We start from the raw sequence: 9,281 nt of genomic DNA, 5'->3' as shown, positions 1-9,281 counted from the left end.
TTGAACGCAGAGGGCTTCCCTTTGTACGCTATGCCGATGACTCGATGATATTCTGTAAGTCCAAAAAGGGCTGCAATGCGAGTGAAGGAGTCTATAACCCGATTTATAGAAAATGTTCTATATCTCAGAGTCAACAAGGAAAAGACCGTAGTGTCGTATGTACGTGGAGTGAAATATCTGGGCTACTCCTTTTATGTGATGAAAGGCAAATGCCCAACTCACTGTGCAACCCAAAATCCAAAGCCAAGATGAAGTCAAGGTTGAAAGAACTGACAAGTCGCAGCAATGGATGGGGATATGCCAAGAGAAAGCAAAAGCTGAAAGAATACATAAGAGGGTGGGTTGGCTATTATCACCTTGCCAATATGAAGCGTCTCTTGCTTGAAACAGACGAATGGTTAAGACGTAGAATACGCATGTGTATATGGAAAGCTTGGAAGAAAGTCAAGACAAAAGTGGCAAACCTCATTAGATGTGGTATTAATAAATACCAAGCATACGAATGGGGTAATACTCGTAAGGGTTATTGGCATATAGCTAATAGTCCTATTTTAGCAACTGCAATAAGTAACAACAATCTACGTGCAGCAGGGTATGCTACTTTAATGGGGACGTATCTCGAATGGCACCCCAAAATAGGAACCGCCGTATGCGGGACCGCATGTACGGTGGTGTGAGAGGTCGGAAAACGAAAGTAGGAAGAAAACTACTTCGTTTTCCTCCTACTCGATTTCTTTGAGCTCATCCGGAAGTGAGAGCTTGCTTTTCGTCTCTTCCAGTTTGTCCTTTCCTTTCTTCGTGATGCAGAATTTCTGGCATCGGTAGTCCTGAGGACATACGTGCCTGCGGATGAGCGCTTCTTTCTCGAGCACGGCAATGACCTTTGAGGTGTTGCTGCGCGTCAGTCCCAACTCCTCTGCAATCTCTCCAGCCATGAGGTCTCCTTCACTGCCGTTGAGGAGGCAAAGCGCCATGGCCTCGTTAAGGTTGAGGCCCGTGGCTTTCTGCATGTCAGCCTCTATGCCGTTCAGGGCGCGGAGGAGACTGTGGAGATGACAGATGCAGGTGTCGGTGATCATTGTTTAAAGACGCTCTGAATGGCCTCCTTAAACTGCTGGTAACCCATGGCGCCTACGCTTTTCACAGGTGCGCCCTTCTCAGGGATAAAGAGCAGGGTGGGGATGGACTGCACGCCGAAGAGGCCTGCAAGCTCTTCTTGTTGATCCACATCGACTTTGTAGACGTCGATTTTGCCGGCATATTCCTCAGCGATCTTTTCCACGACGGGCGCCGTTGCCTTGCAGGGCCCACACCATGTCGCATAAAAATCGATGATAGCGGGGCGGTCTCCTTTGTAATTCCACTTCTCTGGGTTGTGGCTATAGTCCATGATGCGCTCCTTAAACATCTCTGCTGTCAGTTGTGTTACTTTCATTTTCTTGTCTCCTTTTGTTTGTTGTTTGTTGACTACTTGTGCGCTTGTTGCGCCTTTTTCTCTTTTCTGATTTGCTCTTCCTGCACAGGATGCGGAGAGACTGAACCATGCGGCTGCAATGAGTATAAAATGTTGAGTCTTCATAGCTTATGTTGTTTTCCTATGGAAATCGTTTGCAAAGGTAACGTATTCTTTTTAATCCAACAAGTTTCCATAGGAAAATAACTTACCTTAACAGTCTGACGTGGATACTCCGCTTCTATAACCATCTCCCTTGGACGGTCTCTGTCTCATCCTGTCAGCCATCTTGTCGGCATACGGGAATGGTGTTGGCGTGTGGGGGTTCTGACCTGTTAGCCGGTCATTTCTTTTTTTGAGAAGGGTAGAAGTCGTTGCCACAATGTCTATATAAAATATGTGTACATGACTTGTAAGTTAGTGGTACTTCTCTGTCTGCAGTCTTTGAGGAGATGCCATCTCGGGTGAACATGGGACTAATTTGTTGGGTATGACTTTTCGTTTTTGGCATAATGTTTGTACTTTTGTAGTCGGACTTATTTTTGTAATTATTGTAGGATTATCAACACCACATCATAAATATGGATTCCATACACGACTTAACATTTGGCGGCGAACGCCCTTTGTTTGGCGCCCACGACGTCAAACTCGACAATATCACTATCACCGATGGAGAATCGGGCATCAAGTGTTGCCACGATATAGAGTGTCACGACAGCAAGTTCTTCGGCAAGTATCCTTGGTGGCACGTGGATCGCAGTCTGATCACGAGCTGCTACTTTGCTGAGGGCTCACGCTCTGCCATCTGGTACAGCAACGACATGGTGATGAAGGATTGCGTCATCGACGGGCCAAAATTCTTCCGCGAGATGAACAACCTGTCCCTGGAAAACGTCACTATCAATGATGCCGATGAGACTTTCTGGCATGTACATGGTGTAAAAATTAAGAATGTGACCCTCCATGAAGGTACTTACCCGTTCATGCACGCTGATCATATTTATGTTGACGGTCTCACTTCGGATGCCAAATACATTTTCCAGTACTGCAAGGACGTCGAGATTCACAATGCCCACATCACGACGAAGGACTCTTTCTGGGAGTGCGAGAATGTTACGGTATATGATTCAGACATCGACGGCGAGTATATTGCCTGGCACTCGAAGAACATGAAGTTTGTGCATTGTCATTTCAGCGGCGAACAACTCTTCTGCTATGCCGATAACCTTACGTTGGAAGACTGCACCATTGACCCTTCATGTGACCGCATGTTCGAAGACTGTACCAACCTCAATGTCTCAGTCAAGGGCCCCATTACCAATATTAAGAATCCAGTCAGTGGTAAGATCAAGGCAGATGAAATTGGCTCGGTCACCTATGATGAGTTCGCCAAAGGGCATGATACCATTATTGAAAAACGATGAAATACGATTTCGACAGGGTGGTACCCCGCCGTCATAGCGGTTCCTATAAATGGGAAGCTATCCCCGAGGACACCCTTCCATTGTGGGTTGCCGACATGGATTTCGAGGTGGCTCCAGCCATCAAGCAAGCCCTTGCCAAGAGAGTAGGGCATGGCATTTTTGGCTATACGCAGGTAGATGACGACTATTACGAGGCTGTCATCTCGTGGTTCTCGCGCCGTCATCAGTGGCAGATCCGCCGCCAATGGATGCTTTATACCAGTGGGGTGGTGCCGGCTATCAGTTGTTCCATCAAGGCATTGGCGTTACCTGGCGAGAAGATTTTGGTGCAAACTCCGGTTTACAACTGCTTTTTCTCTTCCATACGCAACCAAGGATGTGAAGTCTTGGAGAGCAGACTGCTCCGGAAAGACGACAGCTATGTGATTGACTGGGATGATTTTGAGCGCAAATGCGCCGACGAGAAGACAACGGTTTTCCTGCTGTGCAATCCTCATAACCCAGCCGGGAGAGTGTGGACACGCGACGAGCTTGAGAAGATAGGAACGATCTGCAGGCGTCATCACGTCTTCGTAATAAGTGACGAGATTCACTGTGAACTCACGATGCCGGGCTTCACTTTTACGCCCTTTGCGGCTGTTGGAGAAGTTAATCTCGCCAACAGCGTCACGCTCAACTCTCCTTCCAAGAGTTTCAACACCGCAGGTCTACAGATAGCCAACATCATTTGTGAGGACGACGAGGTGCGTCGGCGCATTGACCGTGTCATCAATATTTACGAGGTGTGTGATGTTAATCCGTTTGGTCCTGTTGCGTTGAAAGCTGCCTATAATGAAAGTGAGGGTTGGATCGACGCGCTGAACGACTATATTTACGGCAACTACCAGCTGTTAAGAAGCGTCTTTGCTTCGGATCTTCCACTCGTTGAGGTTATCAGGCTGGAGGGTACTTATCTGGCATGGGTTGACATCCGTGGCTTGGGCATGTCAAGTGGTGCCGTGACGGAGAAGCTGCTCCATAATGGTCACGTCTTCGTTTCTGAGGGGACGCTCTACGGCAAGGATGCGGGCGAAGGGTATATCCGTATCAATCTTGCCTGCCCGAGAGCTGTACTCAAAGAAGGGTTAAACAGAATAGTGAGGGCTCTGGCTTGACTTTCAACGATGAAGGACGGTCGAAATGACCGTCCTTCATACGTTTATTTAATACTTCTCATAATCATGTGGGTGGCCCCTGTAAGACTGGAGACATAGTCGCCTGCCGCTTTACTGCTTTGCTCAAGAAAGTGTTTATCGATCTCAAGACGCCGCATTAAGTCGGCAAAACCATTAACATCCGAGATCTCAAAGCCGCCTCCGGATCGAAGTAAGCCTTGTGCCTCCTGGAAGTTCTTGTTATTTGGTCCGAAGAGAACGGGCTTACCCCAAACGGCGGCCTCAAGCACATTGTGGATGCCTACACCGAAACCGCCGCCCACATAGGTCACGTCGGCATAACGGTAGATACTCGACAGCAATCCGAAACAATCTATAATCAGGCACTCCGCATGTCTCACATTTTCTTCCGTTGCTTCGGTATAGCGAACGGTCTTACGCTGTAACTTCGAGAGAATCTGCTTCAGATGGTCCTCCCCGATGATGTGAGGAGCGATGATGAGCTTCCACTCGCGGTGCTCATTAAAATACCTGATGAAGATGTCCTCGTCGGGAGGCCAGCTGCTTCCAGCAATGAACACGGGAGAATGTTGTGGGTTGAGAGTTGAGGATTGAGAGTTATGATTACTCCTCTCAAGGCCAAGGAATGTCTCGACGATAGGCAGAGATTTTCCTGCCTCCTTGATTTGCAAGACACGGTCGAAACGGGTGTCACCCGTTACGGTGGCACGGTCTATGCCGATGGAAGCCAGCAGTCTCCGACTCTCTTCATTCTGCACGAAGAAATGGGTAAAGCAGTCGAGCACTCTGCCATAGCCCCTGCCATACCAACGAAAGAATATTTGGTCGTGGCGGAAAATGCTGGAGACGGAGTAGAGTGGTACTCCTCTGTGCTTGAGCACATGAAGGTAATTGGACCAGAACTCGTACTTGATAAAAAACGCCATCACCGGCCTCACCGTGCGTAAGAAGCGGCGGGCGTTGCCGATGGTGTCGATAGGGAGATAGCAAATAATGTCGGCACCGGAATAATTCTTACGCACCTCATAACCCGAAGGGGAAAAGAAGGTGAGCAAAATCTTATATCCCGCGCGCTCTTTCCTCAGTTGTTCCATGAGAGGGCGGCCTTGTTCGAACTCCCCGAGAGACGCAGCGTGAAACCAAATGTACTTGGCATTCGGCTCTACCTTTTCTTTTAGGATGCGGAAAGTCTCATGCTCGCCCTTCCACATCGTACGTACTTTCCGGGAGAATAAAGTGGCTACCCAAACACCTATATTATATAGGAAGATGAAGAAATTGTACATTATCCCAATGTCTCTATAGCCTTCTGCATTCTTCTAATGGTCTCTTCTTTCCCGAGGAATGTGGAGATGTCAAACATCCCTGGGCCTTTTCCGATGCCCACCAAGGCCAGTCGCCAGGCGTTCATCACGTCGCCCATCTTGTAGCCTTTGTCCGCAATCCACTGCTCTACAACAGGTTCCTGGCTCTCCACAGAGAAGTTATCGATACCCTTAAGCACCTCTATGAGCTCGCGCATCTGTTGGGCGGAGAACTCCTTCCAACGCTTCTTCGTGGTCTTCTCATCGTAGGATGTGGGCGCGATAAAGAAGAAAGCACACAGGGGCCACAGCTCTTTGACAAAGTTGACTCGGTCTTTCATTAGGTGCACCACTTGCTTGACTCGGTCGAAAGACTCATCTACACCGTTGTTGGCTACGATGGGTGCGAAGATAGTCGCAATCTCTTCATCGCTTTTGCGAAGGATATATTCGTGGTTGAACCAGATGCCTTTCTGATAGTCGAACTTAGCGCCGCTCTTCGAACATTTGGTGATATCGAATGCCTTGATGAGCTCATCGAGGGTGAACAGCTCCTGATCGGTGCCGGGATTCCATCCTAACAGGGCCAGGAAGTTGACGACAGCCTCTGAGAAATAGCCGCTCTCACGATAGCCTGACGACACTTCGCCGGTCTTGGGATCGTGCCATTCGAGGGGGAATACGGGGAAACCGAGGCGGTCACCGTCACGTTTCGACAGTTTGCCCTTGCCTTCGGGCTTGAGCAAAAGCGGCAGATGGGCGAAGCGTGGCATGGTGTCTTCCCATCCGAAAGCCTTGTAAAGCAGTACGTGTAGCGGTGCACTGGGCAGCCATTCCTCGCCGCGGATGACGTGTGTGATCTCCATCAAATGGTCGTCCACAATGTTGGCAAGATGATAGGTAGGAAGCTCGTCGGCACTTTTATAAAGCACTTTGTCGTCGAGAATGTCGCTCTTGACGCACACGTCGCCACGGATGAGGTCGTTAACATGAATCTCCTCGCCGGGCTCAACCTTAAAGCGTACAGTGTACTGCGCGTCATCCGCCAACAGCTGCTCCACTTCTTCCTTAGGTAGGGAGAGCGAGTTGCGCATCGACATGCGGGTGTGAGCGTCGTATTGGAAATTCTTTATTTCCTCGCGTTTCTTTTCCAGTTCCTCGGGCGTGTCAAAAGCCAGGTAAGCCTTTCCGTTATCGAGCAGCTCCTGTACATACTTTTTATAGATCTTGCGTCGCTCACTCTGACGGTAGGGGCCGTGGTCGCCACCGAAGGACACTCCCTCATCAAACTTGATGCCGAGCCATTTGAACGACTCGATGATATAGTCTTCTGCCCCCGGCACAAACCGGTGGCTGTCGGTGTCCTCGATGCGAAAAACGAAATCGCCGCCGTGCTGGCGTGCAAACAGATAATTGTAGAGTGCCGTGCGGACACCGCCAATATGCAGTGGACCCGTTGGGCTCGGGGCAAAACGTACCCTTACTTTTCTTTCAGACATAACAAAACAATTATTTTGTTGCAAAATTAATATATTTTTTCTGTTTTGATGGTTTTTTTTTGTATTTTCGCACCAAAATATTCATGCAATAGGCATTGAGCCGCAATAGACAACAAGGATATGAGTGTCTTCAGAAAAATAATAGACAATGAAGAGAACCTGTGGCGCAGCATCTTGATGCGCATCGGGCTGGTTCTACTTACTTCTTTCGTCATCGTGTGGTTCCTTCCACGCAACGAGGCTAAGCAGTTCGCTTATGAGATAGGGGAGCCCTGGCATTACGGGACCATTATAGCAAAATATGATTTTCCAGTTTACAAGACAGATGAGGCTTTCCAGAAAGAGCGCGACTCGCTGTTGCACACCTTTCAGTCTTACTACAACTACGATCCGCGGGTAGAGCCTGTACAGATGGCCAAACTGCGCGTTGCGCTCTCTAAGGTGAGCGTACTGCCTTCGGGATTCGAGACTATCATTCTCGAAAAACTGCATCATTTTTATCAGGCCGGCATTATGGACACGCCAGAATACAACTCTATCGCCAACGACACAACGTCGCAGGTGAGGGTCATCTTTGGTAAGGATGCCGAGAGCGTGCAGGTCAATCTCATCTATTCCACCATGTCGGTGTATGAGCAGCTCCTCGGTGACGAGAAACTTGTCAAGGAGCGAGGGTTGCTGCAGAAGCTGAATTTAAACAATTACATTGTCCCCAATCTCATCTTCGATCGGCGGCGCACGGAGACGGCGCGCAACGACTTGCTGTCGGGTATCTCTCCTGCAAGCGGCATGGTGTTGGCGGGACAGAAAATCATTGGGCAAGGCGATATCGTGGATGACTATAACTACCGGGTGCTCAACTCTCTGGAAAAGGAAATGGAGCGGCGGCAGACGGGTCAGGCGCAAATCACCAAACACCTCATCGGCAATGCCATCTACGTCCTCAGCTTCATCTTTCTTTTCACGCTTTATCTTTCGCTTTTCCGCCGTGATTATTTATCCAAGCCGGGGTGTGTGGCCATGCTCTACACGCTCATTGTCGTCTTTCCCGTGTGCGTGTCGCTCATGATGGAGCACAACTACTTCAATTTCTCGGTCTATATTCTGCCCTTTGCCATGGGGCCTATTTTTGTGCGTATCTTCATGGATTCCCGCACGGCTTTCATCACACATCTGGTGACGGTGTTTATCTCTGCGTGCGCATTGCGCTATCAGTTCGATTTCATTATCATCCAGACCGTAGCCGGACTGGTCGCTATCTACACCTTGCGCGAGGTCTCCACGCGCTCGCAGGTGTTCCGCACCGCTCTTTGGGTGTTTATATCTACCTGTATTATCTACCTCGCTGTGAAGCTTATGGAAAGCGGTGAGGACTTCAGGGTCGGCTCCAACATGTACTATCATTTCCTCATCAGCGGCGTGTTGCTGCTCCTGGCTTATCCTTTGATGTTTGTGGTGGAGAAAACTTTCGGCTTCGTCTCTGTGTTAACGCTTATCGAGCTCTCCGATACCAATAAAGGACTGTTGCGGAAACTCTCGGAGATTGCGCCGGGAACCTTCCAGCATTCCATCACGGTGGGCAACCTTGCCTCAGAGATTGCCAACAGGATAGGTGCGAAATCGACGCTCGTGCGCACCGGCGCCCTCTATCATGACATTGGAAAAATGAAGAATCCCGCGTTCTTCACCGAGAACCAGCAGGGTGGTGTCAATCCCCACGACAACTTGACGGAGAAAGAAAGCGCACGCATCATCATCGCCCATGTGACCGACGGTGTGAAGCTTGCCGAGGAAAATAATCTGCCAGTGGTCATCTGTCTTTTACTGAAATCGCTTGTCAAAGTTCGACCAGGTTTACTGAATTGCTTGTCAATATTTAGTCAACTTTACTATTTTGCTTGTCATCTTCGACCTTGCCTTACTGATTGGCTTGTCATAGCCGTTTTGACAGGGGAAGATGGATAATACCTGAGTGAGCCTTGCTTTCCGGCAACGTTCGTCGGGGCCCGATGCCCCGACGGACGTTTGGTGTTGATGGCGTAAAACCGTCGTTCACCTTGTTTCCGGCTCGCCAAAGTTACGGATTATTTTTCATCCGGACAAGAACAGCCGTTGGTCTTCTTCCATAAATTCTTGCCGGGCTCTTCATAGCGATATACGTTCATCGGAATCTTCATACCTATGCTCATGTGAGGCCGCTGATAGTTATGAAACGCTATGGCTTTCTCTATCCCAAGCTTCGCATGCTCATAGTTAAGAAACATATCCTCCAAATACAGTTTTTCCGTTTTGAGGATACCGTTCTGTCTCTCTGCAACAGCATTGTCCGTCGGATTATACCGTTCGGTCATGCTGATCTGAATATGATGTTTCCTCAGCAAATCAACATATGCGTAGCAAGCGTATTGGGAACCTCGGTCAGAGTG

At 49.0% G+C, this 9,281-nt stretch carries 8 protein-coding genes and 1 pseudogene; 4 read left to right on the top strand and 5 right to left on the bottom strand.

What is annotated here, in order from left to right:
• A pseudogene (locus PREMU_RS14795) lies at nt 1–677 on the top strand (group II intron maturase-specific domain-containing protein); the annotation flags it as partial.
• Between the two features lie 45 nt (nt 678–722).
• Here the strand turns inward: PREMU_RS14795 and PREMU_RS00645 are convergent.
• Nucleotides 723–1,079 carry a MarR family winged helix-turn-helix transcriptional regulator gene (locus PREMU_RS00645; RefSeq protein ID WP_007572309.1) on the bottom strand — a complete coding sequence of 119 codons (357 nt, stop codon included), beginning with the start codon at nt 1,077–1,079 and terminating at the stop codon, nt 723–725.
• The gene (gene trxA, locus PREMU_RS00640; protein ID WP_007572308.1) at nt 1,076–1,579 is read right to left on the bottom strand and encodes a thioredoxin; all 504 of its coding nucleotides are present in this window, start codon (nt 1,577–1,579) and stop codon (nt 1,076–1,078) included. Before trxA ends, PREMU_RS00645 begins: the two co-directional genes overlap by 4 nt.
• Nucleotides 1,580–2,034: 455 nt before the next feature.
• Between trxA and PREMU_RS00635 the strand changes: the two genes are divergently transcribed.
• Together PREMU_RS00635 and PREMU_RS00630 are read left to right on the top strand one after the other, a co-directional pair.
• Nucleotides 2,035–2,877 carry a DUF3737 family protein gene (locus PREMU_RS00635; RefSeq protein ID WP_007572307.1) on the top strand — a complete coding sequence of 281 codons (843 nt, stop codon included), beginning with the start codon at nt 2,035–2,037 and terminating at the stop codon, nt 2,875–2,877.
• Nucleotides 2,874–4,031 (top strand): MalY/PatB family protein, encoded by a 1,158-nt coding sequence (locus PREMU_RS00630; protein ID WP_007572306.1) that lies wholly within the window; start codon nt 2,874–2,876, stop codon nt 4,029–4,031. Before PREMU_RS00635 ends, PREMU_RS00630 begins: the two co-directional genes overlap by 4 nt.
• Nucleotides 4,032–4,075: 44 nt before the next feature.
• On the opposite strand, the gene PREMU_RS00625 is transcribed toward PREMU_RS00630, so the two are convergent.
• Together PREMU_RS00625 and gltX are read right to left on the bottom strand one after the other, a co-directional pair.
• Nucleotides 4,076–5,338 (bottom strand): 3-deoxy-D-manno-octulosonic acid transferase, encoded by a 1,263-nt coding sequence (locus tag PREMU_RS00625; RefSeq protein WP_007572305.1) that lies wholly within the window; start codon nt 5,336–5,338, stop codon nt 4,076–4,078.
• On the bottom strand, nt 5,338–6,855 hold the full coding sequence (gene gltX, locus PREMU_RS00620; RefSeq protein WP_007572304.1) for a glutamate--tRNA ligase: 1,518 nt from the start codon (nt 6,853–6,855) through the stop codon (nt 5,338–5,340). Before gltX ends, PREMU_RS00625 begins: the two co-directional genes overlap by 1 nt.
• A 120-nt stretch (nt 6,856–6,975) precedes the next feature.
• Between gltX and PREMU_RS00615 the strand changes: the two genes are divergently transcribed.
• Nucleotides 6,976–8,820, top strand: coding sequence for an HDIG domain-containing metalloprotein (locus PREMU_RS00615; protein WP_007572303.1), 1,845 nt, complete (start codon nt 6,976–6,978; stop codon nt 8,818–8,820).
• Nucleotides 8,821–8,939: 119 nt separating this feature from the next.
• On the opposite strand, the gene PREMU_RS00610 is transcribed toward PREMU_RS00615, so the two are convergent.
• Nucleotides 8,940–9,281 (bottom strand): integrase core domain-containing protein (locus tag PREMU_RS00610; protein WP_007572302.1); only part of this gene is annotated, 342 nt, incomplete at its 5' end.

The organism is Hallella multisaccharivorax DSM 17128 (assembly GCF_000218235.1).
GTDB classification, from domain to species: Bacteria; Bacteroidota; Bacteroidia; order Bacteroidales; family Bacteroidaceae; genus Prevotella; species Prevotella multisaccharivorax.
The sequence above is the reverse complement of the archived record's forward strand: the minus strand, read 5'-3'. Positions and strand labels throughout refer to the sequence as shown.

What these genes read in the sequence shown, in the direction of transcription:
- gltX (WP_007572304.1), bottom strand. Translation starts at nt 6,855, where the DNA reads ATGTCTGAAAGAAAAGTAAGGGTACGTTTTGCCCCGAGCCCAACGGGT.
- PREMU_RS00635 (WP_007572307.1), top strand. Translation starts at nt 2,035, where the DNA reads ATGGATTCCATACACGACTTAACATTTGGCGGCGAACGCCCTTTGTTT.
- PREMU_RS00615 (WP_007572303.1), top strand. Translation starts at nt 6,976, where the DNA reads ATGAGTGTCTTCAGAAAAATAATAGACAATGAAGAGAACCTGTGGCGC.
- PREMU_RS00645 (WP_007572309.1), bottom strand. Translation starts at nt 1,079, where the DNA reads ATGATCACCGACACCTGCATCTGTCATCTCCACAGTCTCCTCCGCGCC.
- PREMU_RS00630 (WP_007572306.1), top strand. Translation starts at nt 2,874, where the DNA reads ATGAAATACGATTTCGACAGGGTGGTACCCCGCCGTCATAGCGGTTCC.
- PREMU_RS00625 (WP_007572305.1), bottom strand. Translation starts at nt 5,338, where the DNA reads ATGTACAATTTCTTCATCTTCCTATATAATATAGGTGTTTGGGTAGCC.
- trxA (WP_007572308.1), bottom strand. Translation starts at nt 1,579, where the DNA reads ATGAAGACTCAACATTTTATACTCATTGCAGCCGCATGGTTCAGTCTC.